The 20764-nt window shown below is 39.8% G+C and carries 30 protein-coding genes and 2 pseudogenes; 2 read left to right on the top strand and 30 right to left on the bottom strand.

Annotated elements, in window-relative coordinates; genetic code table 11:
* Nucleotides 1-92: 92 nt before the first annotated feature.
* The 22 genes and pseudogenes from ACTNC0_RS17130 to ACTNC0_RS17235 form a co-directional block, all read right to left on the bottom strand.
* Nucleotides 93-695, bottom strand: a complete 603-nt coding sequence (locus ACTNC0_RS17130) for an alpha/beta hydrolase (protein WP_441088349.1) — start codon at nucleotides 693-695, stop codon at nucleotides 93-95.
* Between the two features lie 68 nt (nucleotides 696-763).
* On the bottom strand, nucleotides 764-1204 hold the full coding sequence (locus tag ACTNC0_RS17135; RefSeq protein WP_441088350.1) for a helix-turn-helix domain-containing protein: 441 nt from the start codon (nucleotides 1202-1204) through the stop codon (nucleotides 764-766).
* Nucleotide 1205: 1 nt separating this feature from the next.
* Nucleotides 1206-2300, bottom strand: a complete 1095-nt coding sequence (locus ACTNC0_RS17140; protein WP_441088351.1) for an alpha/beta fold hydrolase — start codon at nucleotides 2298-2300, stop codon at nucleotides 1206-1208.
* A gap of 283 nt (nucleotides 2301-2583) precedes the next feature.
* A complete protein-coding gene (locus ACTNC0_RS17145; protein WP_441088352.1) occupies nucleotides 2584-3912 on the bottom strand; it encodes an IS200/IS605 family accessory protein TnpB-related protein in 1329 nt (442 codons plus the stop codon).
* Nucleotides 3913-4236: 324 nt separating this feature from the next.
* Nucleotides 4237-4410 carry a hypothetical protein gene (locus ACTNC0_RS17150; RefSeq protein ID WP_004058561.1) on the bottom strand — a complete coding sequence of 58 codons (174 nt, stop codon included), beginning with the start codon at nucleotides 4408-4410 and terminating at the stop codon, nucleotides 4237-4239.
* Entirely contained in the window at nucleotides 4407-4784 is a 378-nt protein-coding gene (locus ACTNC0_RS17155; RefSeq protein WP_441088353.1) for a hypothetical protein, read from the bottom strand. Before ACTNC0_RS17155 ends, ACTNC0_RS17150 begins: the two co-directional genes overlap by 4 nt.
* A 73-nt stretch (nucleotides 4785-4857) precedes the next feature.
* Nucleotides 4858-5442, bottom strand: a complete 585-nt coding sequence (locus ACTNC0_RS17160) for a major tail protein (protein ID WP_441088354.1) — start codon at nucleotides 5440-5442, stop codon at nucleotides 4858-4860.
* 127 nt (nucleotides 5443-5569) lie between these two features.
* Nucleotides 5570-5887, bottom strand: coding sequence for a hypothetical protein (locus tag ACTNC0_RS17165; RefSeq protein WP_441088355.1), 318 nt, complete (start codon nucleotides 5885-5887; stop codon nucleotides 5570-5572).
* A complete protein-coding gene (locus tag ACTNC0_RS17170) occupies nucleotides 5884-6264 on the bottom strand; it encodes an HK97 gp10 family phage protein (RefSeq protein WP_441088356.1) in 381 nt (126 codons plus the stop codon). The genes ACTNC0_RS17165 and ACTNC0_RS17170 overlap by 4 nt, the downstream gene beginning before the upstream one ends.
* A gap of 2 nt (nucleotides 6265-6266) precedes the next feature.
* Nucleotides 6267-6602: a phage head closure protein gene (locus ACTNC0_RS17175; protein ID WP_441088373.1), complete on the bottom strand. Its 336-nt coding sequence runs from the start codon at nucleotides 6600-6602 to the stop codon at nucleotides 6267-6269.
* A 20-nt stretch (nucleotides 6603-6622) separates the two neighbouring features.
* Nucleotides 6623-6901, bottom strand: a complete 279-nt coding sequence (locus ACTNC0_RS17180) for a head-tail connector protein (RefSeq protein WP_441088357.1) — start codon at nucleotides 6899-6901, stop codon at nucleotides 6623-6625.
* Between the two features lie 60 nt (nucleotides 6902-6961).
* Nucleotides 6962-7366, bottom strand: a pseudogene (locus ACTNC0_RS17185) (phage major capsid protein); the annotation flags it as partial.
* Entirely contained in the window at nucleotides 7356-8822 is a 1467-nt protein-coding gene (locus tag ACTNC0_RS17190) for a terminase large subunit (RefSeq protein WP_441088358.1), read from the bottom strand. The pseudogene ACTNC0_RS17185 and the gene ACTNC0_RS17190, both read right to left, overlap by 11 nt.
* A complete protein-coding gene (locus ACTNC0_RS17195; RefSeq protein WP_441088359.1) occupies nucleotides 8822-9292 on the bottom strand; it encodes a phage terminase small subunit P27 family in 471 nt (156 codons plus the stop codon). Before ACTNC0_RS17195 ends, ACTNC0_RS17190 begins: the two co-directional genes overlap by 1 nt.
* An 86-nt stretch (nucleotides 9293-9378) precedes the next feature.
* Nucleotides 9379-9963, bottom strand: a complete 585-nt coding sequence (locus tag ACTNC0_RS17200; protein WP_441088360.1) for a hypothetical protein — start codon at nucleotides 9961-9963, stop codon at nucleotides 9379-9381.
* Between the two features lie 231 nt (nucleotides 9964-10194).
* Nucleotides 10195-11013 (bottom strand): ImmA/IrrE family metallo-endopeptidase, encoded by an 819-nt coding sequence (locus ACTNC0_RS17205; protein ID WP_441088361.1) that lies wholly within the window; start codon nucleotides 11011-11013, stop codon nucleotides 10195-10197.
* A gap of 4 nt (nucleotides 11014-11017) precedes the next feature.
* Nucleotides 11018-11392 (bottom strand): helix-turn-helix domain-containing protein, encoded by a 375-nt coding sequence (locus ACTNC0_RS17210; RefSeq protein ID WP_441088362.1) that lies wholly within the window; start codon nucleotides 11390-11392, stop codon nucleotides 11018-11020.
* Nucleotides 11393-11678: 286 nt separating this feature from the next.
* Entirely contained in the window at nucleotides 11679-12086 is a 408-nt protein-coding gene (locus ACTNC0_RS17215; protein WP_441088363.1) for an RNA polymerase subunit sigma-70, read from the bottom strand.
* Between the two features lie 36 nt (nucleotides 12087-12122).
* Nucleotides 12123-12368 carry a hypothetical protein gene (locus ACTNC0_RS17220; RefSeq protein ID WP_441088364.1) on the bottom strand — a complete coding sequence of 82 codons (246 nt, stop codon included), beginning with the start codon at nucleotides 12366-12368 and terminating at the stop codon, nucleotides 12123-12125.
* Nucleotides 12358-12666, bottom strand: a pseudogene (locus ACTNC0_RS17225) (DEAD/DEAH box helicase); the annotation flags it as partial. The gene ACTNC0_RS17220 and the pseudogene ACTNC0_RS17225, both read right to left, overlap by 11 nt.
* Entirely contained in the window at nucleotides 12659-12877 is a 219-nt protein-coding gene (locus tag ACTNC0_RS17230; protein ID WP_441088365.1) for a hypothetical protein, read from the bottom strand. The pseudogene ACTNC0_RS17225 and the gene ACTNC0_RS17230, both read right to left, overlap by 8 nt.
* Before the next feature lie 37 nt (nucleotides 12878-12914).
* On the bottom strand, nucleotides 12915-13241 hold the full coding sequence (locus ACTNC0_RS17235; RefSeq protein WP_441088366.1) for a SymE family type I addiction module toxin: 327 nt from the start codon (nucleotides 13239-13241) through the stop codon (nucleotides 12915-12917).
* A gap of 103 nt (nucleotides 13242-13344) precedes the next feature.
* On the opposite strand from ACTNC0_RS17235, the gene ACTNC0_RS17240 reads away from it, so the two are divergent.
* Nucleotides 13345-13557, top strand: coding sequence for a hypothetical protein (locus ACTNC0_RS17240; RefSeq protein WP_005612420.1), 213 nt, complete (start codon nucleotides 13345-13347; stop codon nucleotides 13555-13557).
* Between the two features lie 137 nt (nucleotides 13558-13694).
* Here the strand turns inward: ACTNC0_RS17240 and ACTNC0_RS17245 are convergent, their stop codons facing one another.
* Nucleotides 13695-13862, bottom strand: a complete 168-nt coding sequence (locus ACTNC0_RS17245; protein ID WP_441088367.1) for a hypothetical protein — start codon at nucleotides 13860-13862, stop codon at nucleotides 13695-13697.
* Nucleotides 13863-14133: 271 nt separating this feature from the next.
* On the bottom strand, nucleotides 14134-14358 hold the full coding sequence (locus ACTNC0_RS17250; RefSeq protein WP_055059592.1) for a hypothetical protein: 225 nt from the start codon (nucleotides 14356-14358) through the stop codon (nucleotides 14134-14136).
* A gap of 179 nt (nucleotides 14359-14537) precedes the next feature.
* Between ACTNC0_RS17250 and ACTNC0_RS17255 the strand changes: the two genes are divergently transcribed.
* Nucleotides 14538-15686, top strand: coding sequence for an SLC13 family permease (locus ACTNC0_RS17255; protein WP_441088368.1), 1149 nt, complete (start codon nucleotides 14538-14540; stop codon nucleotides 15684-15686).
* A 381-nt stretch (nucleotides 15687-16067) separates the two neighbouring features.
* Here the strand turns inward: ACTNC0_RS17255 and ACTNC0_RS17260 are convergent, their stop codons facing one another.
* From ACTNC0_RS17260 to ACTNC0_RS17285, 6 genes are all read right to left on the bottom strand, one after another.
* The gene (locus ACTNC0_RS17260) at nucleotides 16068-16835 is read right to left on the bottom strand and encodes a carboxymuconolactone decarboxylase family protein (protein ID WP_118611321.1); all 768 of its coding nucleotides are present in this window, start codon (nucleotides 16833-16835) and stop codon (nucleotides 16068-16070) included.
* A gap of 28 nt (nucleotides 16836-16863) precedes the next feature.
* A complete protein-coding gene (locus tag ACTNC0_RS17265) occupies nucleotides 16864-17334 on the bottom strand; it encodes a flavodoxin (RefSeq protein WP_441088369.1) in 471 nt (156 codons plus the stop codon).
* 125 nt (nucleotides 17335-17459) lie between these two features.
* Nucleotides 17460-18338: a LysR family transcriptional regulator gene (locus tag ACTNC0_RS17270; RefSeq protein ID WP_118409442.1), complete on the bottom strand. Its 879-nt coding sequence runs from the start codon at nucleotides 18336-18338 to the stop codon at nucleotides 17460-17462.
* A 221-nt stretch (nucleotides 18339-18559) separates the two neighbouring features.
* Nucleotides 18560-18880, bottom strand: coding sequence for a nucleotide pyrophosphohydrolase (locus ACTNC0_RS17275; protein ID WP_008703857.1), 321 nt, complete (start codon nucleotides 18878-18880; stop codon nucleotides 18560-18562).
* A 95-nt stretch (nucleotides 18881-18975) separates the two neighbouring features.
* Entirely contained in the window at nucleotides 18976-19383 is a 408-nt protein-coding gene (locus ACTNC0_RS17280; RefSeq protein WP_441088374.1) for a DUF6320 domain-containing protein, read from the bottom strand.
* Between the two features lie 2 nt (nucleotides 19384-19385).
* The gene (locus ACTNC0_RS17285) at nucleotides 19386-20708 is read right to left on the bottom strand and encodes a DUF6320 domain-containing protein (protein ID WP_441088370.1); all 1323 of its coding nucleotides are present in this window, start codon (nucleotides 20706-20708) and stop codon (nucleotides 19386-19388) included.
* Nucleotides 20709-20764: the final 56 nt, after the last annotated feature.

A 20764-nucleotide genomic window follows, 5' to 3' on the forward strand; every position in this document is an offset into this window, starting at 1 on the left:
AAAATCAAACGCGGTGCAAACGAAAGGGCAGTTTTTCTATAGTTTAAGACTGCTTTTTCGTTTACACCGCTATTGATTCTAGCCTAAAGAATTTATAGAATGGATTGTCTAATCCAATTATCGAGAAATTCCATCTGTTCGTCTGTATGAAACCAATGTTCTCCATTGCGCATTACAGTAAGTGAGGCATTCATCTGATTTGCAAATTTAGATATGGTTTCGAATGAAGTCAAATTGTCTTTCTCACCATATAACATATACGTTGGAACATTCCATTCTATCTGATTTTCTCGTACATAGCATAAATAATCCCAAGATAGCGTTTCTCCGAAATCGGTTTTTATTTCTTTTTTCTCGGCAAGTTCGCTTTCATTTACATTCGCCCATAACATCATATCGCATATCAACTTTTCCATATTAACGATAGGAGAAATCAGAAATGCTTTATCAATCTGTTTATCTGAAAGAGAAGATAGGCAGAAGAAAGCCCCGATACTGTTAGCAACCAAAATCACAGAATCATATTTGGCGCTATATGAATCAACGAACTTTGAAAATTCTTCTTTCGCATCCCAAGGATTTTGCGAATGATAATCAAATCCTATAACATCACTTGCGGTGAAAAGTTGTTTGTAATGTTCGGCTTCATCAGCGTTACCACCCTTACCATGTACATAAATAATTAGTTCTTTCATTTTCTTTCCTCAATCAAATTCAAATTCATGCGCGCTTTCAATCTCACCGGAAGACTGAAATTTGTCGCTTACTCGCTGATTTCTTGTTTTATACTGTTCCATGTATCATTTAATCGTTTTTCAAATATGTCTGCTTTAATTAGTGCAATCCCCTCTGCCTCATCCCCTAAAACAACCAATGAATCACCGTTATTTATTCCAAAGAGTTCTCTTGCTTTCTTTGGAATAACAACTTGTCCGCGGTCATTTATTTTGGTTGTTCCAAAAATATGTTTTCCTTTTGGTCCTGGAGTCAAAGTAGTTGTACCTATCTTATCAGAATAATTTACAAGGGAATCAATTGTTACCCCATACAGTTCTGCTAGTTTCTGACAACGCTCCACATCTGGAACAGTTTCTCCCTTTTCCCATTTTGCATAAGCCTGTCTGGAAACACCAATTTTCTCCGCCACTTCCTCTTGTGAATATCCATTTACACTTCGAAGCATTGAAATATTTTCTTTAAGCATTTTACTTTATACCTTCTTCTAAAAAACTATTGATTGCATCCACGTAAATTTGTGTATGTGTACCATGAATATCATGATTACTGTCTTCTGTTTCAATCAACTGAGCATTATCTCCTATTAGCGCAACTGCTCTTTCCGCCTGTTCTCTTGATGCTGCACATAAATAAACCCCATTATCTGCCACATTTTCTTTTGCATGTAAATATATACAAGGAATTGTAATATCTGACAGTAATTGCTCATGAGTAATTCCGTTGTTCCAAGTCAAATCATAAAAGTGTTCGCCATACAACATATCATATTGCTTTACATAATGAAAAGTAATAGTAGCACTAGCCGGCATGAAAAAAATCTTCACTTCTTCTCCCGGATGCTTTTTACTATAATGCTGTGCATAATTAGCAATCCCCGGCATAGAATCCTTCATAAACAACTCTCCCCAATAGCAATGTCTCAAATAATATGCCTCCCAGCATTCTGTTTGCTCAGAAGAAATGTAGTCATGCAAAGGTTTGTATGTATCAAGATATGCAAAGCTTTTCTCCCAATTTTCTCCTTGCGTTGAAAATACGGACGGGTCTTCTAACACAACACCTTTAACCAGTTCACTACCATAAGCAGCAACATATGCTGCAGTCAATGCTCCATTTGAATGTCCACTTACAACCGTTTCCTGCTTTATAACATTCTCAATAAACCAAATAATATCATTTCCATTTACATCTAAGTAGTACAGTTCTTCTTTATGGGTAGATTCTCCATGTCCATATACATCAATCGCATATATATGCCAGTTTTCATGTAACTCAGGCATAACAGATGCATAATCCTCCCACGAAGCCATTTGACCATGAATCAATAAAAGAGCCGGTCCATCCCCTTCTAACTCCCCATAGTTAATAACATTTCCATTTGGAAGTGTAGCATACCTCTCCATAACACCCAATTTCTCAATCTGCTTCATGTCTTTTTCCCACCAATGCAGATTTTGATAACACAAATATACTAAGATACCGATGCCAACTATGAGCAACACTAAAAATACAATTCCTACAATTTTCATCATTTTCTTCACCATAGTTTTAATTCCTTTCATAGCTTATATCTCTATGATAAAGGAAATATCCTAAATATCTACCAACTCATCTTTACATATTTATATGAATTATGTTAATTTTAGTTACCTGATGATATTGTGTTCATACAACGTAAAAGTGAACCTCACATGGCTAAAGTCACGTGCTTCCAGACGCTTTAGGCGTCAGACTGAATATCGGCGGATACGCCTGTAACTTAGGTCTGCACAGTTATGTGCTTTTTCCATGCCGGATACGGCAGGTTCCCACATTACAGGTAATCCGCTGTATATCTGCCTGTGTTTATGCTGCTTTTAAGATCTCCATTTGCAGATGAAGTTCTCTTAAGTCTGCATAGACACATGAGGTTCTGCGCTTTACAGGAGGGACTTTTGCCTCCAGCAAAGACCTTTCCGTTGCCGGAAGGGGTTTTAAAAGTTCCCTTATAAAATATCTGGCTCCTATATTATAGGATGCTGACAGGTCACAATTATATCGTTTTCCTGTCTGGAAAGTACAGAGGCTGTGATTTTCCCGGTCACGTGTTACCGCCCCGGAACCATCATAAGCCAGTCTGCTGGTATTCCATGCACAGATCCGGGATATCCGCATCTCTCTCCTGTGTGCCTGATGTTCACAGCATCTTTGGATATCCCTCTTTCTCCACAGGTGCAGCTTCTGTTTTTTCTTTCCCGATATCTTCCCCTGCATCTCCAGATACTCGAACACAATCACATCTGCATGGTTTTCTTCCGCATATCTTACAATCGCACCTGCAATCTTTTTACCCAGTTCTGTGTTCAGACGTTTCGTATATGCCCATCTTCCCTGTGTCTGCGCAGAGCCATGTTCCCTCTGGGATCTGCGGATCCGTCCCAGTGTGCGGTACATCCGGTCTTTTTCACTGGGATGATCTATGAATCTTCTTCCCAGGACAGTTCCGTCTGCCCGCATGATGGTACAGACTGCATCGGTATTGATCCCTAAGTCCACGCTGCAGATGATCTGTTCTTTCACAGGTGTTTTGGTAAGTGTTACTTCCTCTTTATAGGAAAAACGCAAAAAATACTTCTGGTGTCTCTTTTCCAGAGTCGGGGCAGATACCTTTTTCCCTGACCAGTATTTTCTCAGATATTCCATATCCGTATGCTCCAGACGTACACAGAACCATTTCCAGTCATGGCCATCATAGAGTTTCAGGTATGCTTCGTCTTTCCCTTCCGCTCCCTCACGGTACATGACATCACGGTAGAAGACCGGCATAGCATGGTTTTCATATACAAGCTTTGGTTTCCCGCTCTTTCCGTCTGTCTTTTCCCATAGATCCAGCCGTGTTTTATAAGAGGATACTGTCCCCAGTGCATGCTGGATGGCAGATCTGCGCAGATAGGAAGGCATCTTTGGGAACCGGATATCAAAATCAAAACAGGCATGGTTTTTCTTCGTAGTATGTACCAAATGTTCTGCAGCATTAAAACGCCTCTTTGCATCCGGGATTTCTGCTAATTCTTCCCATACCTGCACATAAATCCCAATCAGATAGCTAACAGCAGAACGGTAGATCTCCAGCGTCTGGCGGATCGGGATATTCTGTTTTCGTAATTCTACACCATAACTGGATATTATCTGCATTTTTATTTCTCCCCGATAACTCTTTTCTCAGCTTCTGTTGTTTTTTCTATTACCCATGTCTATATTTTAGCACATATAGTGCCAGAAGTAAACATATGTTCTTTCTTTTAATAAAAAATTTGCGCATCTAACTCATCACTGAAGTAACGAGAATGCGACGCGCAGTTATTCAAATTTTCTGTTCCTAATAAAATAAATATATCGGTGTTAACCAAATCACCCAACAACGCTTTACAACATAGACACAATCTCATACGCTATTATATCAGCACTATATCCGTCTGTCATACAAAATGTATTGAACGAAGAGTAAAAACCTCCCTTCTAAAATCGGTCAAAATCAGCCTGTGTAGCCAGCACACTGTAATTCTTGTCCGCATCCTGATCGTTTCCGCTCTCAACATACATATCATTCACCATTCCAATCGTAAGTAAGTCCAAATCACGAATACTAATCCCCAACTGGACGCACCTCAACAGGAACAGCGGTGTTGTCATCGGACGGTCTGTTGCACGAAGTTTTTTTTAGCCTCTGCATCCGATCTGACATTCAATCCCCAAAGCTCTATAATCTTTGGAAGCACCTGATAAATACTGAATGTATTAAAATCATCCAGCCACTCTTCCGGTGTATCAGGAATACTCGGGTCTGCATGCTTTGCCATAACATAGGCAATGTTTTCAAACATTTCCAAAGAGAACAAATCCAGGTTGCTCACCTCTTCGCTGTTACTGTCAATCGCCTTCTCCAAAGAAGCCAGATCCTTATAGATATCTCTCTGGAACTTCATCCTGTATATTCTCGGAATCGCAGCACTTGCCCTAAAAGGCACCTGCTTTCCGTCAATTTCGATATTCTTAACCATACTCATAATCAAAGTCCTCACTTTCAAAATAAAGTAAAAGAGCCAGGACATTTCTGTCCCAGCCCATCAATCAAACTTATCATTTTACACTTGTGTTCACACCGGTAATGGTCGGCATATAAACCGCCTTGTACCAATCGGCATAAACCGTATTGTCTGTTTCATTACCGGTCTTAGCCTTAACCACACCGGAAGGAAGCGGTGTTGCCTTGATGGTAAGAGTTTCCGTCTGTACATCCCTGCTCTCTTCGTTTGTCTTGCCCTCGATGCCAGGTCTACTTGCAGAGCAGTTATAAAGGACATGACGGATATGCTTCACATCTCCATCGAACTCAAAAAGAAGAGAAAATCTGTTCAACTCAGAGTTCGCATCCTCAATCAAAACCTTGTTATCATCCAGAGTCTCATTTAAAGCAGATACCCTGAAATCCTCAGGAATCATCGCAAGCTCCAGATCACCGTCATAACCCATGTTGTTATTTATTACATAGTATGCTGTACCATCAGCATAGAAATTCTCTGGTTCCCCATTGGCATCCAGAGAAATCGAAACCGCACCAGGCAATGCAACAGGAGTGCCGAAGGAAACTACACCTTCCTCACTTGTCTGAAGCATCGCATAATGCGCATTCTTAAGATTGTATTTGACCTTATTATTAGCCATTATTCAAACCCTCCATTTCATAAATTCGATTTTGCCTCGGCAAAATTGCGGTGAAATGCACGTCAGCTTTAGCTGACATCTTCCTTTGTGCATTTCTGCCATCCGCCGGCGGCATGCTTTGAGATGTTTACATCTCAAAGGCATACATGACCTCATAAAGCTTCTCGCTCTGGATCCATGTTTCCGACTTGTTATAAAAAATCTCATGTCCATCCAGGACATCCTCTACTCTCGACTCCAAAGAAATATCCTTGAAATCGGTGTACATCTCAATCCTGACTTCATTCAATTTGAAATACACCCTGCCGTCAGCAGCAAAGTTATTACTGCCCGGAATCAGATAACAAATGAATGGCGGATCAGGACTTTCTCCCTCTGCAAAGTGATCATATGCAAAAGGAATCTTTAACTCCTGCAGCATCTCCACTAAGTTTTCTATTGTCATTTCAATGCCGCCTCCACTTCTCTTTCCAAAAGTTCAGCTGCAGCCTCTTCTGCGGTCGCGATATGCGGAAAGGCTCTCGTTCTGCCACCACCACGCTTGGCATGTCCAAATTCAAGCAGATGTGCCAGCTGATAACGATTCTTGGAATGCACAGTGACTTCCATCGCATTTGCATTTTCCTTGGTCGTTTTTACAGCCCAACTCTTTTTATATTTCCCAGTCTTAACCGGAGCACCTGCCTGTACTTCCCTTTTGGCTTTATTACCTGCTTTCTTCACAGCGGCCTTCATATCCTCTGTCGCAAGGTCAGCGTATTCCTGCAAACCTTCCATAATGACATGTGCCATCTGGTCAATCCTGCATCTGTCCGTTGCCATGCTTACCGCCTCACTTTCCTACAGCTGAATTTCAGACTCTTCTTCTTGAAATTCATATGATCCACATTCGTGATATCATAAATCTCATCCCTGAAAACAATCCTGTGGGTAGTAGAACCAATCTCCGATGCCTTTCGACAATATCTGATAGTTACCGTCATACTCACATCCTCAACAATAGTTCCGGCTTCTTCCTTTTCCTTGGAGCTTGCCATACCCTCACCACCTATCGTTGCGTGACAGGTATAGAAATCTTCCCACACATTATTATGATTGCCGATGACATCCGCCACCACCACATTCTTCTGAAAAGTCACTTTTTCATTCATCAAAGACACATTCAAAGCAATTCCTCCCATCAAAATCCCGGTATTCGGATTCCAAACAGCAATGCCCGAAGCACTACCGTAAGTGCCTTATGGTCTGCGTCCTCACGATGCTCATAAAGATAAGCCACCGCATACATCACAGCAATCTTACTTACGGGTTGTTTTTCAAACTCTTGCAGGTCTGTAAACCTTGCCATATCCATGCATATCTGCTGGCTCTGAACAATGATGCCTTCAAGCAGTGCATCATCGTCATCGAAGTCCACCCGCAGATAATTCTTCATTTCTTCCAATGAAACTACTGCCATCAAACATCACCCCATTCAAAAGGGAGCCGCATTTCACGACTCCCCACAATCACCAGTTACTTAGGATGAAGAACCACTCTTCTGCTGAAGAACCTTGATAGTCTCAGGAAGGATAAGCTTACCATCGACTCTCTGAGTTCCCATGAATCCCACCTGACCATTCGCAGCATAAAGCTCGGACAGCTTCTTGAAGGTTCTGCCCTGACGGTCTGCAATCCAGTAATACTTGAAATCACCGAATGCGATAGTCTTTGCACCGGCTGCCGCAGTAGGCATGAATGCAGAAGTCTTCACAGGTCTTCCAAGGAGCGTGTCCGGAGTACCTGCAACTAAAGAAGGCTGCCATAAATACTGACCGGTAGTATCCTTAAGCTTACGGATCTGCTTCACAGTCGCATCATTCAGTACCCAAACCGCATTCTTACGGTAAGGCGCCTTCAGGCTGTAGAAAAGGTCAATCACCTGCCATCCACCTAAGTACCGGATGTCCTCCGTGAATAATCTGTCCTTCCATCAAAAGTCTGTAGAACTCTTTCGTAGGAGCCGACATTGAAGAAAATCCCTGCCCAAAAGGAACAATGGTAAATCCCTCGCCCTCTAAGTTCTGGATCATCTGTGTCGCATTCCAACGGTCTACCGCTATTTCCAGAATGTGGTATTTTTCAGCCAAATCATAAATGAACTTCTCGATAAAATCATAATGAAGAATGACATTACCTTCAGTTGCTAAAATATGCCCCTGCTTCTCCCATACATCGTATGGAACTGAATTAGCCTTAACTCTTCTTAGTATCGTATCTTCCGGCACCCAAAAGAATGGAAGCACAATGTACTTTTCATCCTTATCCTTTGGTGGAAACATCAGTACCAGAGCTGTGATATCACCTGTACTTGATAAGTCTAATCCGGCATAACAATCCCTTCCTTCCAGCGCATTCATATCAATTGGCTCATTGCCTCTCATATAGATTGCATCTGGAATCCAAGCTGTTGTACTGGACACCCACATATTCATACGAAACCACTTAAAAGTGATTTCATCCGCTGGATTCTGCTTTGCTTCACGGTATGCATCACGAAGTCTTTCAATATCAACCGTATATCCAAGTGAAGGATTTACCTTGTACCAATTCGCTTCATCTTCCCAGTCCTCATCATCCTTAAGTCCGTAGACCACAGGATAAAAAGTCGGATCCACACGCCTACCTTCTAATATATCAACAGCCTTGGTATGCAGCTCAAAAGCGATGGAATGTCTGTCATTACCTGCAGTCGTGATTATGAAGTGAAGCGGATTCTGTCTCGCATCCGATGAACCTTTTATAAGTACATCGTATAACTGCCGGTTTGGCTGGGTATGAATCTCATCAAATACCAGTCCTGAAACTGAAAATCCATGCTTTCCACCAACCTCAGCTGAAAGCACCTGGTAATAACCAGCATTGCCATAATTAACAATTCTCTTGGTTGCTGCCATCAGCTTACTTCTCTTCATCAGAGCAGGTGACATCTCAACCATCTGCTTTGCTACATCAAATACGATTGATGCCTGCTGCCTATCCGCCGCTGCACCATACACTTCAGCACTTGGCTCATTATCTGCATATAAAAGATAAAGAGCGACGGCTGCTGCTAATTCGCTCTTACCTACCTTCTTACATATTTCCACAAATGCAGTTCTAAATTGTCTGTTCCCATCAGGTTTTACAATCCCGAAAATATCTCTTATCAATTGCTCCTGCCACGGTAATAACCAGAATGGTGTTCCAGCCCACTTACCTTTTGTATGGCAGAGATTCTCAATAAAAGTAACCGCCCTATCTGCTTTCTTCTTATCATAATGAGAAGTGGGAAGCATAAACTGCGAAGGTTTATAATTCTTAAGCTTTGGATATCCCTTTGGTCTTGGTTCCTTTGCCATTAAGCATCACCCCCAAGCAATGCTTCCATCTCATCCTCAGGTTCCTTACCCTTAGCATTACCAGCCACAATACGTGATCTGGATGACGGCGTAAGTCCAAACTCAGATGCAGCCTGCAGCATTAACTTCTGATTCGTATTTGCAATTCCTATCCAAGATGTCTGCTTCTGATATCCTTTATCAGTCTCAAAGGTAGAACCCTCCGAAGTAATATGCTCCTGAGCTTCCTTCCATCTTGCATAAGACTGACAATATGCAGCAAACGCTGCCATATCCACTTCTGTAAGAACACCCATCTGATTCATTAGCTCAGCCAAGCGTTCCCATTCCTTCTTTGCTTCCGGCATTAACCAGTCAGGACAAGCAGGTATTCCCTTTGCCGGAACCGGTTCTTTGCTATTCAGTTTTCTTTTACCCGGATTGCCTTCCAATTTCTTTACTGCCGTAGGCTTTGGCTTTCTTCCAGCCATCGGAATCCCTCCTTCCTCTTTTTTTTGCATTATAAAAGCCCTGAAGGATTACTCCCTCAAGGCTTACTCCCATGTCAACAGACACTTTACTTTATGTATTGCAAATCTCCATTCTGCAACATCCGAAACTTTCCATCGTATATTTCATCAAACACTTGTTGAATAGGCACACCATCATGTTGGTGACCAGATACAGACCAAACCTTATATTCAGTCTGATTTTTTAGAAACGCAGCTAAACGATTATAATATTCCTGCATTTCAGATTTTTTCTTTCCCATCTTCATCAACTTATAGAAGACCCCTAATATGCTGATGCAATAAATTGGTGTCTCCAAACTCGCTATACTTTGTCTTGCTTTAAAGTCATCTGAACAAAACACATACACACGATTACCATACATAAGTTCCATCATCTGAATTAGAACATAACTCTTTTTCTCGCCCAGTCCCTTTTTATGTGGAACATTATCATCACATTCCTTTAATGGCGCCAAAAATGCCTCAACATCGTTCAGGTTCTCCATCTCATTCAACGAACCGTAGTACTGTTTATAAAAATTGGCATTAAAAGTATCGCAACTCGTTTCTAGTAATTCTAAATATATGCTTGTTGCTTCTTCTCCATATAATTTTCCTAATTCACTTACAATCTCTCGATCCGTATACAATTTCACTTTTCCAGCTTTAACTTTCTCTTCAAGCCAAGGATTGGGATCCGGATTCAGTTCATGTCTGCTCAGTTCTTTTTTATCATTTCATGGCAGAAAAATTCATACTCCGCAAATTCAATGACGAAGTCTGTCAGTGTATGATTTTTTGCGTTTCTTGCCAAATGTGATTTATACAAAAAGTCAGTATCCAGCAAGGCATATTTTTTATCTATTCCCATAGGCACTACCTCACTGTTTTCTTAAGTTTTTCATTATTTCAGTTAATCTGCTCTTATCACTTGACAACCGCTCATCACGAACTGCATCCATCTGCTCAACGTCATACATCAATTCTGATAAACTTCCAAATCTAACAAAATCCTTATGTATTTCCTGCCAACGTGCAGCTTTTCCCGTGAGTTTCATTTGTTTGCTAATCTCTTCTTCAGCGACCTGCAAAAGTTTCTTTGCATCTTTTGCATCAATCTTATCTTCCTCCAAAAGGCGAATTACTGCCGCCTTATATGGAATTGCAAAAATGTCCATTATCTTAAGAATAGTTTGCACAGAAATATTTTTATATGATAAATTGTACACATCTGTTTGTTCATCAAGTCGTTCCTTTGGTGCCAATAAAATAGCAGCAAAAGCATTTGCTTCCATATCCTCAATCTCTTTTGCTTCTTCATCTATAATACTGGATGCCAAAATTGATCCGGATTGTAACAATTCAGAATCATGTTCTTCAAAATAACAATAAATATGATACAGCTCATGTGCTGCAGCAAATATCTGCTTTGATAATGGCAAAGCAGAATTAATCATAACAAACATACGTCCCTTGCGAATGAAAGTACATGCACACAAAGCCGTATCCTCAATAGGATATCTTAGCATATCAAATGGCATATCATGGCGTGCCACATAATTCTCCAACACATTGAAGATATCATCCTGAATAATATTGTTTTTATTATAGAGTGAATTGAAACTTGTTGCACATTCACTTATTTTTACATATTTCTTTCTGTCTTTAACAAAAAGACTATTATCCAAAACTCGGCACATAATTCTAAGCCTCCCACGGTTTCATCATTTCCTCTGCATTCTCACGGGTACGCGCATAAAAACAAATAAGATTTGCAATCTCATCTGCAATTTCAAGTCCATCTCTTGCTTCCTGGGTTTCCACCTTACCCATAAATGCCTTTATGGCATTAGTTTCTTCAAATACCTCTGGACGCTTAACCAGATTTTCCATGGAAGTGCCAAGAAACTCTGAAATCTTCTGTAGCTCAATTGCATTGATCATCCTGCCACCGGTAAGCATCTTGCTTATAACCTGCTTAGACACACCAAGATAGTCTGCAAGGTCAATCTGCTTTTTTCCATTCTGTTTCATAATATTCATTATATTGTTACTAATAATCTCGCTTGCCTTTACCATCACTGTTACCTCCAACATAATTCAAAGCAGTAGTCTCCCTTATACACGTTTATTATATTCTTAGCGCCGCAGAAAGTCAACGTTTTCTTAACATGCTTCTTTTATTTTTCTTTATCTTGTCCTCATTTTGGCAACTCTTTTTATCTTACAACACTACAAACTTTTCGAACTTATGCAAAAACATCCTTTTTAATGATAGTATTGCGATTTTCTTTCTAAAGATACATATATCTTTTTTAGGGAACATTGCGAAACATTTCGGCATATTCATGCATATTGAAATGTTTTATACCCCCATATTCCATTTCGCGACTGCACACGCAACACCCACCCGCCGTTCTATAGAAGACAGGCCTGTAGAGATTTCGATACCCCCTACCTTAAGATAACGATATTTAAGAAGAAGCCTTTCCTCTGAATTCTCCATCTTTTCAATCGCTGTATTGATTTCTGAGCGAAGATCTACCAATCTATTAATCTTACCATCAATCTTCTTCTCATACTCCCATATCTTCTCAATAGTTTTAATAAATGGAGCCTCCAGATTTCTGTTAGGATTCGTACCAATCTTTTCCCCATAGCTGCATCCCTGAATGGTGCCACGCATCTCCCGAAGCTGTTCCAGTTTCTTAACCTCAACTTGTATCTGCTTATCCAAAAGATACGCCTGCTTCAAATACTCTTTTGCTGTCATATGCTACCTCCGATAAAATAAAAATCTCCCTCGAATTTACTCTGATTGTCTTATTTCATCCTGAAGCCTTCTTATCAAAAGCTCTCCATCCACTGAAGTCAGTTGCTGATACCACGGACTTCTGAAGAATTTCTCTATCCGTAAAGCCTCATCTATTGCTGTTTTGCTTCTCTGATTACGCTTTACCCTTTTGAGTGCGGCTCTATAATCAGAAACTGCACTAAGAATAATGGCATTTGCAAGACGTTCATATGAATCCTCTGCTAAATTCTTACCTACCATGCGTTACCCTCGCTTTTACAGCAGCAATCAATCTGTTTTGTGTCATATCCTTATCGGCCAATGCTTTCATGACATCTTCATCTATCGTTCCTGCAGTAATAATATGCTGAACCACTACCGTCTCCGCCGACTGTCCCTGCCTCCACAATCTGGCCACTGTCTGCTGATACAGTTCCAGGCTCCAGGTAAGCCCAAACTAGATTAAGATATTTCCGCCTGACTGCAGATTGAGACCATGCCCTGCTGATGCAGGATGAATCAGAGCCACCGGCAGTTCTCCTCTATTCCATTTACGGATACACTGGATTAAGAATTCCATGCTCCCTTACACTGGCAACCATGTCTTCCAAACGATCTCCTTCGTACAGATGAAATGGATGATCATGGAAAGGCCGGATTTTCTTTATCGAAAGCATCCTCAATCCGCCAGCTGCCGTTTTTTCCTCGATATCATCCATTAACAGGTCCACTGCGTCACCAAATACTTTTCTTCTATTATTAGCCTTCATAATCGATCAACTCCTCTTACAATAACCTTACTCATAATTACTGTTCCTCCTTCTCTGCCATGTACTGTGCCTTTTTCTCAGCTACAAACTGCGCATACAGCTCTTCCTTTTCTCTTTGGAATCGCTTCTGCAGCTTCTTAGTATCCTTTTCCATAAAATCAGCCTTCATCTGCTCCAGCTCCGCTCTTTCAGTATCCGGCGTAATCACCAGCTTCCCATTCTCACAGCTGACGGAAATATAATCTCCGATCGCAAATCCCATCTCTTCCAGCCACTGGCCCTTCAGAATAATTGTTGGTGTCGCTTTATAATTTCTTCCATTCTGGGAATATACCTTCATACTTCTGTTTTTCTGATTCTTCATAAGCTCCGTCTCCTTTTTAATTTAGAATTTTACATGGTCTCATGTACCATTTTGTGTTATACTCTTCTTAGATCTGCAACAACACATAGTCGGAGGAAATACCATGAGTGAAGAAAAAACCACCCATTCAAAGCTTTCAGAGGCTCGCAGACGAGCAAATAAGAAATACAATGATCGATTCGTTGAAATAAAAGTTCGTGTAACCCCAGAGAAACGTTCCATCATCAAGGAACACGCTGAAGCTATGGGAGAAAGTGCAACTGCCTTTATCAACCGAGCCATCGACGAAGCCATGAAACGGGATCTTTCCGAGTAGCGACATATAGCGGTGTATTCGCATTTCGCACCCGAAAAACAAAAAAATCCGGTGACGTATGGATACAATTCCACACATCACCGGACGATTTTTATACTCATAAATTTTCTCATGAGCAATCTCCAATGTGTACTTTTCTACATAAATAATATCATGTACAAGGTTCTTCCTTTAAAGGAAAAGAAATCAGCATCGTAATAGCATATCTCAAAGTATGTTCTTACTTTTTTCTCTCCCCAGAATTCTTTCTTAAATTTCTGCCACTTCTCATTTTCTGGGCATTCTGCCTTATTTCCTCTGTTCATTTTTTTCTCCTTTTTGTATAAGTACAGTCCTTTGACTGCCTGACATATACAAAAGATACGATATGAACAAATGAAATGTTAGTTTTTGTACGGAGTATCGTTCGCCATTATGTCTCTTTCACTGGAAGTAATCTGCTTTACCAGTTGGAAAAATCCCTTCAAGTCCGTAAAGTTGTTGTATCCTCCAGTGCAATCGTTCAATCCTTTTGCAGAACGGACGAGAAATCCCTTAGAGTTCATCATGTCGAAATCTATGGGGTGGTTCCTGCATTCATGGAATGAAAAATATGCATACTTTTTTTGTTTCGTTGTCCTTAAAATATCCGCACATATCGTAATGCCCCGTCTCAAAGGTAATAAGCCTTAATCCATATTTTGCGGCATTAATTTTCATGCTCTTTTTCATGTCATTTGCAAAATCTATAAATTCCTTGGAATTTTTCCCATAGTCATCTTTTATTGTTTTTCCCTGATATTTTCTGTATAGTTCTTCCAAAACGTTTTCCTTTCATATTCTGAACTTTTGAAATGATGTCGCCATTGATAACATTTTTATTATACAGGAATGAGGCGGTAATCGCAAACACAATCCACAATACAAAATGATATTCTTTTTTTCTGGATGTTTCTGTGATATACTTATACGCGGTCGTATCAGACCGGAAAGGAAATATTATGTTACAAAAATTATATGTTTTTTTCAGGAAAGAAACCGTTTTGTCAATTGCAATGATCCTGGCGCTTCTTTCTATGTTCTGGGTCAGACCGGATAAGGCTTATTTTATTTATATCGATTTCAGGACTCTCGGGCTCCTCTTCTGTTTGATGGCAATTGTAGCTGGTTTGAAGGCTGTTGGTGTTTTTGATATACTTGCCAAAAAATTGCTGATGGGAACATCGGGAACTGTGGGTGTGATCAGGCTGTTGATACTCTTATGTTTCTTCCTGTCAATGGTGATCACCAATGATGTGGCATTGATTACTTTTGTTCCTCTTGCACTGATCATTGTCCATAAACTGCCAAAGGAACTGGGCAATTACTGGCTTCTTAAAATAGTAGCCATGCAGACAATCGCTGCTAATCTCGGAAGCATGCTCACACCAATCGGAAATCCGCAGAACCTTTATCTATATGCCAGAGCAGGGATGTCCGCGGCAGAATTAATAACCCTGATGCTTCCCTATTCCGCCACAGCACTTATCCTTCTTCTGATATGGATACAGGTAGCCGCTGCCAAAGCACCTCACGTATGCGGTTCCGAAAAAAATAAAACTCTTTTGGGATTCTCTGACAGAAAAGAACTTAACATGGAATACCTGGCCGCTTACCTGATCTTATTTACAATCTGCCTGCTCACTGTTGCACGTATCATTCCATACCAGATTCCTCTTGTATTGGTTCTTATATATATGCTGCTAAGAAACAGGGAAAATATAAGCAGGGTGGATTACTCCCTGCTTGCCACCTTTATCGCATTATTTATTTTTATCGGCAACCTTGGAAGGATTCCGCAATTCAGCAGTTTTCTGGAAAGAATCATGGCAGGAAGGGAAACACTTACTGCTGTTCTTGCCAGTCAGATTATGAGCAATGTTCCCGCTGCGCTTCTTTTATCCGGCTTTACAGATAATTACCGGGCTTTAATTGTCGGAACCAATATTGGAGGTCTCGGCACTCTGATTGCATCCATGGCAAGCCTGATAAGTTTCAAATATATTGCAAAAGAAAACAGGAATCTGAGAGGGAAGTATTTGGGAATATTCACAGCCTCCAATATTATATTCATGATATTCATGTTAATATTGTATTTTTTTCTTAGATAAAGGTTTTCCCGGAATTACAAAAGCTATAGCAATTCTTTCTTCGCAAAAAATTCTCCGCGGCACTCTCCCATCCTGGAAGAAAAGCCGCGGAGAAATAAATATATTTTCGGTGCCAATACAAAGATCATTAATCTTTACACCACTTTACAACTTTTTCATAAAAAAATATCGTACAGGGCTTTCTGATGTATAATGAGTTTGCTCCAAAACATTACAAAGGAAAGTGACCCTGTACGACAAAGACATTATACAACGAAATCATAAAGGCTTTAAAACAGCTGATTCGTCAGCAAGTCTATTAATTATAAAGTTGTAAACTGGTGAACATAAATATAACCTCCATATGCAAATTGTCTTATAAATATACTTTTTTCACCCTTCCTATTTTAGTTTTCTATATTCTTCATCACTTACCGGTTCAAGCCATTCATTGGAACTATTTTCGCCCGGAACTTCTATTGCCAGATGTGAAAACCATTCATTCGGTGCTGCGCCATGCCAGTGTTTCACTTCTGCCGGAATATTGATGCAGTCGCCTGGCTTCATTTCTACAGCTTCTTTACCTTCTACCTGATAATATCCTCTTCCGGCAACGCATACCAGAATCTGTCCGCCTCCACTTTTTGCATGATGGATATGCCAGTTATTTCTGCATCCTGGTTCGAATGTCACATTGAAAATTCCAACCTGAGAAGTAGAAATCGGTGCAAGAAAACTCCTGCCCGAAAAATACTGTGCAAAGCCATCGTTTGGTGCACCAATTGGAAATACCATCTCTTTTGCATGCGCCCGCATCGCTTCCTCTTCGTATGGCAAATCTCCTTCGCCTGTTTCCCACACTTCCTTTGCAAGATTGAAAACAGCCCATGCTTTTGGCCAACCTGCATAGAATGCGGCATGTGTGATCACTGCAGCAATCTCTTTTTGTGTCACACCATGATTTTTTGCATTTTGAAGATGATATCTTAAAGAAGAATCCGTAATTCCGGAAGCCATCAGAGCAACCACTGTAATAATGCTTCTTGTTTTTACGTCGATGTCCTGATTATTCCAGTTTTCGCCGAAAAGTACATCATCGTTAAAATGTGCAAATTCCGGTGCGAATTCACCAAGTGTATTTCTCCCTGCTGTCTGTACTATTTTTCCCATATTCTGTATACCTCCATAACGCTGTTATTTATAAAGAGTTTATCCATTCAGTGATTTCCTGTTTCGTTCCACAATTTAACAGTCTGCCTTCTGTAATAACTGCGTCTGATGCAGATGACTGCAATTCTTTCACAGTGTTCCCAAATCCACTTCCTCCGGATGTTGCAAAAAGCACAATCTTTTTACCACTGAAATCGTAAGCTTCTAAAAATGTATTGATGATTGTCGGAGCCACATACCACCAGATTGGGAATCCCAGAAGGATCTCGTCATAAGAACTCATATCCATCTCTTTTTTCATAATCGCCGGTCTATATTTTTTATCACTCATTTCCACACTGCTTCTGGATTTTTTATTCATCCAGTCAAGATCAAGCTTTGTATATGGAACTTTCGGCTCAATCTCAAACAAATCCGCTTTTGCTTCCTCTGCGATCATCTGTGCTACTTTTTTTGTTGTTCCGCTTGCACTGAAAAATGCCACTAATTTTTTACTCATAATAAAAAGCCCCTTTCTATACGTATTTTTCACAAAAAATAGATGTATAAGATTTACATTCATCTTACACATCTATTTTAAGCTCTATCGCTTCATTATGTCTAATGCTTATATTGAATTTTGTTTTATGCCTGAAAAGCATTAATCTCCTCGATCATTTTACGGACTGCCAAAGAATATGGGATATTCCGTCGCCAGGCAATCACCGTACTGGTCGTGATTTCAGGAGAAATTCTTCGCTGTACAAGAATATCCTCTCGCCAATACTTTACAGCACCCTCAATTGAAATTGGATACCCCAGTCCATTTGCCGCCATAACTCCGGCATTCGTTCCAAGATTACTCGTAAAAGCAATCTGTAATTTTGAAAAGTCTTTCCCAAACCAGTTGGCAAGTTCACTTTGAACGTTCATTCTTTCCGGCAGGATCAAGGGCTTTCCAATAAGATCTTCTTTTTTTATAAACTCTTTTTCTGCCAGCGGATCATCCGGCCGCATTCCGACACACCAGTGATCGCAATCTGTAATCCGGATATAATCCAGCCCTTCGGTGTCCACCGGCTCCATGAATAATGCAATATCTACAAGTCCTTTGTTCATCATCTCATACACTGCATCTGCTGTTGCAGTATGCAATACAATCTGAACCAGCGGATATTTTTCTTTATATGTTTTACATATCTTCGCCAATGTCTCCACTGCTGCAAATTCACCGCATCCAATGGTTATCGTGCTCTCTACAACCTCTTCTTTTCCTTTCAGTTCCTCAAGCGTCCTTTCCTCAAGATTAAGAATCTCCAAGGCACGCCTTTTTAATAAAATTCCTTCATCAGTGAGCGATATTTTCTTCCCGTTTCGAATAAATAATGTTATTCCCAGGTCCTCTTCAAATGCCGCCATTTGTCTGGATAGCGTTGGCTGGGTAATATGCAATTGTTCTGCTGCTTTTGTAAAGCTCTGTTCTTTTGCTACTGTTAAAAAATAGCGTAATAATCTTAATTCCATATCTTTATATTCCTACAAATTTTTCTTGTAACCATTCTATCATATTGCATCCCAGACATATCTGCACAAAATACCGTGGGTTATTTTTGGGTTATTTTCTAACCGCCTATGCCCTTCAGACTGTGATTTTACTGGCTTTTGGGCGAAGCTTTCAAAGAGTGCCGTGGCATATAAATAGTATTTTTATCATTGTTCTTATAACGCCTCTTCCTTTTCCACTATTATAGCTGATCGTACTTGGCCGCACTCCCTTTTGCCTTATCTACCGGATACTTTGCTTCATTCTGCGACATCTTCATATTTATGATTTCATCTGCATCCAGTTCCAGTTTGTCTAACAGATTCTGACTATAAACCAAAACATCCGCCAATTCCTCCTTGACATGTTGCAGATCATATTCTTCATCAGACCACTGAAAACACTCTAATAACTCTGCTGCCTCAATTACGATTGATTTTGCAAGATTTGCCGGCGAATGAAACTGATCCCAGTTTCGATCTTCTGTAAATTTTCTAATTCTGTCTATTGTTTCATACTTCATAATCAAATACTCCTTTATTTTGCTACTTCTAACAATGCTTTCTGACAAAGTGAAATTATTCAGTTCAACATTTTTAATGTTTCATCAACACTATTTTATACATGCAGATTTTTCTGCATCTCTTCTTTAAATTCTCTTCCTTTAAACAATATCACTGCTACAAGAAACAGGAAACATATTAACGCTCCAAACATACTTACTGTTGGATTTTTCACCACTTTGCATAAGAGTAAGATTCCCGGAAGAATCAATCCGTATCCGGCAGCCATAATTTCGTAAATAAGATACTCTCGCACAGGGCATTTCCGCACCTTAGCGGTTACAAACATTGCTGTAAGTGTAGATACACTCATGATTGGCAGCACAAGATCTACAGACCAACTGTGCCAACCGGTCAGTGCATCCCATATAAAGCAGATAATAGTACCGATAAAAAGCTGCCACATCGCATTTTTCAGCAGGTTATAGCGTTTAAAAAATCCAATCGATGAGGCAATCCACATTGTCACAACGCCTCCGGCTGTGAATAAGGCCAGCGAATTCTAGGATGGAAATTATACTCCGTAACAAGCATTGCTGCAACAATTGCAATACACAGAAAGCTATAAATTTTATAGACTTTCATTTCCTGTTCGCTTGGCTCATCTGTCTTTGGAAATTCAGGTTTTACTTTTTCAGATGCAATTCCCTGTTCTTTTAACAAGCGATAAAAATTACGTTCAATGTTCACTGTGTCGTATCTGGATGTAAATGCAAATGATAATTTATCCTGAAAAGAACACAAACACAATTCAAACTTAGGAGTGTTTGTGTACACACCAAATCGTTCGATATAAGGTACATAACTCGCATGTATTTTAACCGCACTCATATTAGAGAAGATTGCTGTCGTGTTCTTCTCTGAATATTTTGCCCCGACCTGAATACATAGATTTTTCAGTTCCAAAGGTGCAAGCCTCAGAATTGGATGCAGTTCCAAAGCAAGCAACTCGCTGATATGTGCTGACATCTTTTCTTTTGTCAGTTCTGTCTCAAAAAATTCTTTTGTATATTTCAGTATTGCCTCAAAACTTTGATCTTGTGTAGTAAAATTATATCCCGGCTCGATCCAATTAAAAAAATTCAGCATCGATAAAGACAGGAAAAACTTTCTTAAATTAACCGGAACCATTAACACGACCGGCTTTTTCTTTTGCATCTTAGACATTTCTTCATTTATTGCCATCATAAATAATGCTGTCAAAAAGATTGTCATAGATACTCCGAGTTCCCTGCTCCGCTTCAATACTGCCTGAACTGAAACAACAGATTCATGGACGTGCAGATGATTTCCATCTTTCTTTCTTTTCCGTATCTGGAAAGCATGTAGTTTTCTTTTTTTCGGTCGTTTCTGATCTTTTGAATAATATTTCAAAAAACTATCAACTTCTTGATCTTGTACCGTCATATCTTCTGGTAACAATGAAACTGGTTCTAATCCATTTACTTTGTAAATAAGATAGAGATAATTTTTTACCAGTTCTTTTAAAAATTCTGTCGCTCCTGTGCCATCTGTCAATACATGGAATACTTCGAAGTTGATTCGTTTTTTATAATAGGTTACTTCAAAAAGCAGTGTCTTCTTATCCTTTATATAGAGTCTACTACAAGGCTCTTTGTACTCTTCCTTTACAATCGGTCGTAAATTACATGGCTCAAGATAATGCCAGAATAATCCTTTGCGAAGCACCATTAAAAACGTAGGAAATATTTCTATTGTCTGATTCAATGCTTCCTGCAAAACGTCAGGATTTACTTCTTCTTTCAATTCGCAGTAAAAACGAAACACTCACGTATCTTTTTTATTACTGGCAGCAGAATATAATTTTGCTGCATTATCTAGTT

Origin of the sequence: Blautia sp. HCP3S3_B11 (genome assembly GCF_052064435.1) — a bacterium.
GTDB lineage: Bacteria > Bacillota > Clostridia > Lachnospirales > Lachnospiraceae > Blautia_A.

What these genes read in the sequence shown, in the direction of transcription:
- ACTNC0_RS17130 (WP_441088349.1), bottom strand. Translation starts at nt 695, where the DNA reads ATGAAAGAACTAATTATTTATGTACATGGTAAGGGTGGTAACGCTGAT.
- ACTNC0_RS17135 (WP_441088350.1), bottom strand. Translation starts at nt 1,204, where the DNA reads ATGCTTAAAGAAAATATTTCAATGCTTCGAAGTGTAAATGGATATTCA.
- ACTNC0_RS17140 (WP_441088351.1), bottom strand. Translation starts at nt 2,300, where the DNA reads ATGAAAGGAATTAAAACTATGGTGAAGAAAATGATGAAAATTGTAGGA.
- ACTNC0_RS17145 (WP_441088352.1), bottom strand. Translation starts at nt 3,912, where the DNA reads ATGCAGATAATATCCAGTTATGGTGTAGAATTACGAAAACAGAATATC.
- ACTNC0_RS17150 (WP_004058561.1), bottom strand. Translation starts at nt 4,410, where the DNA reads ATGACAACACCGCTGTTCCTGTTGAGGTGCGTCCAGTTGGGGATTAGT.
- ACTNC0_RS17155 (WP_441088353.1), bottom strand. Translation starts at nt 4,784, where the DNA reads ATGAGTATGGTTAAGAATATCGAAATTGACGGAAAGCAGGTGCCTTTT.
- ACTNC0_RS17160 (WP_441088354.1), bottom strand. Translation starts at nt 5,442, where the DNA reads ATGGCTAATAATAAGGTCAAATACAATCTTAAGAATGCGCATTATGCG.
- ACTNC0_RS17165 (WP_441088355.1), bottom strand. Translation starts at nt 5,887, where the DNA reads ATGACAATAGAAAACTTAGTGGAGATGCTGCAGGAGTTAAAGATTCCT.
- ACTNC0_RS17170 (WP_441088356.1), bottom strand. Translation starts at nt 6,264, where the DNA reads ATGGCAACGGACAGATGCAGGATTGACCAGATGGCACATGTCATTATG.
- ACTNC0_RS17180 (WP_441088357.1), bottom strand. Translation starts at nt 6,901, where the DNA reads ATGGCAGTAGTTTCATTGGAAGAAATGAAGAATTATCTGCGGGTGGAC.
- ACTNC0_RS17190 (WP_441088358.1), bottom strand. Translation starts at nt 8,822, where the DNA reads ATGGCAAAGGAACCAAGACCAAAGGGATATCCAAAGCTTAAGAATTAT.
- ACTNC0_RS17195 (WP_441088359.1), bottom strand. Translation starts at nt 9,292, where the DNA reads ATGGCTGGAAGAAAGCCAAAGCCTACGGCAGTAAAGAAATTGGAAGGC.
- ACTNC0_RS17205 (WP_441088361.1), bottom strand. Translation starts at nt 11,013, where the DNA reads ATGTGCCGAGTTTTGGATAATAGTCTTTTTGTTAAAGACAGAAAGAAA.
- ACTNC0_RS17210 (WP_441088362.1), bottom strand. Translation starts at nt 11,392, where the DNA reads ATGGTAAAGGCAAGCGAGATTATTAGTAACAATATAATGAATATTATG.
- ACTNC0_RS17215 (WP_441088363.1), bottom strand. Translation starts at nt 12,086, where the DNA reads ATGACAGCAAAAGAGTATTTGAAGCAGGCGTATCTTTTGGATAAGCAG.
- ACTNC0_RS17220 (WP_441088364.1), bottom strand. Translation starts at nt 12,368, where the DNA reads ATGGTAGGTAAGAATTTAGCAGAGGATTCATATGAACGTCTTGCAAAT.
- ACTNC0_RS17230 (WP_441088365.1), bottom strand. Translation starts at nt 12,877, where the DNA reads ATGAAGGCTAATAATAGAAGAAAAGTATTTGGTGACGCAGTGGACCTG.
- ACTNC0_RS17235 (WP_441088366.1), bottom strand. Translation starts at nt 13,241, where the DNA reads ATGAAGAATCAGAAAAACAGAAGTATGAAGGTATATTCCCAGAATGGA.
- ACTNC0_RS17240 (WP_005612420.1), top strand. Translation starts at nt 13,345, where the DNA reads ATGAGTGAAGAAAAAACCACCCATTCAAAGCTTTCAGAGGCTCGCAGA.
- ACTNC0_RS17245 (WP_441088367.1), bottom strand. Translation starts at nt 13,862, where the DNA reads ATGAACAGAGGAAATAAGGCAGAATGCCCAGAAAATGAGAAGTGGCAG.
- ACTNC0_RS17255 (WP_441088368.1), top strand. Translation starts at nt 14,538, where the DNA reads ATGTTACAAAAATTATATGTTTTTTTCAGGAAAGAAACCGTTTTGTCA.
- ACTNC0_RS17260 (WP_118611321.1), bottom strand. Translation starts at nt 16,835, where the DNA reads ATGGGAAAAATAGTACAGACAGCAGGGAGAAATACACTTGGTGAATTC.
- ACTNC0_RS17265 (WP_441088369.1), bottom strand. Translation starts at nt 17,334, where the DNA reads ATGAGTAAAAAATTAGTGGCATTTTTCAGTGCAAGCGGAACAACAAAA.
- ACTNC0_RS17270 (WP_118409442.1), bottom strand. Translation starts at nt 18,338, where the DNA reads ATGGAATTAAGATTATTACGCTATTTTTTAACAGTAGCAAAAGAACAG.
- ACTNC0_RS17275 (WP_008703857.1), bottom strand. Translation starts at nt 18,880, where the DNA reads ATGAAGTATGAAACAATAGACAGAATTAGAAAATTTACAGAAGATCGA.
- ACTNC0_RS17280 (WP_441088374.1), bottom strand. Translation starts at nt 19,383, where the DNA reads ATGTGGATTGCCTCATCGATTGGATTTTTTAAACGCTATAACCTGCTG.